This is a genomic window from Nocardia barduliensis (genome assembly GCF_013315795.1).
Taxonomy (GTDB): domain Bacteria; phylum Actinomycetota; class Actinomycetes; order Mycobacteriales; family Mycobacteriaceae; genus Nocardia; species Nocardia barduliensis.
The window spans coordinates 1-427 of the sequence record NZ_JABLTE010000304.1; the positions used below are offsets into that span (position 1 = coordinate 1).

1 protein-coding gene is annotated in these 427 nt (G+C 67.7%); it reads left to right on the plus strand.

Annotated features, from left to right (window positions below):
• Positions 1-187 (plus strand): DUF3806 domain-containing protein (locus tag HOV91_RS39325; protein WP_174190213.1); only part of this gene is annotated, 187 nt, incomplete at its 5' end.
• Between the last annotated feature and the right edge of the window lie 240 nt (positions 188-427).

Sequence of the window (427 nt, forward strand, 5' to 3'; positions counted from 1 at the left end):
GGCCTGGATGCAGGTCACCGACGCCTGGGGCATCGATGCAGTGCTGCGTTATGCCGACAGCAGCCTGCAGATCGGCGCCAGCACACTGCTGCTCAAGCGCGTCGAACAGGGCGAAGTCATCGACATCGCCCACCTGCTTGCGTGGCTGGAAGCGTTCGTCGCTACCCGCGCCGACGATTACGCCTGACGACACATCGAGATGGATCCATGCCATCCGTGGATGAATGAGACCACGCGATGGCTCCCTCCACGCACGGCGTGGATCTACAACCAGCGGCCGTCAACCACCACCCGGCGCTCCACCGGCACCCCGGCCACGGCCGCCGGGCCATGGTCCGCACGCACGGCCACGAACGTCGCCGGCCGGCCTTCGGCGATGCCGTGCTGCGGCAGCCCGATCACCTGCGCGCCATGGGTGGTGACCATG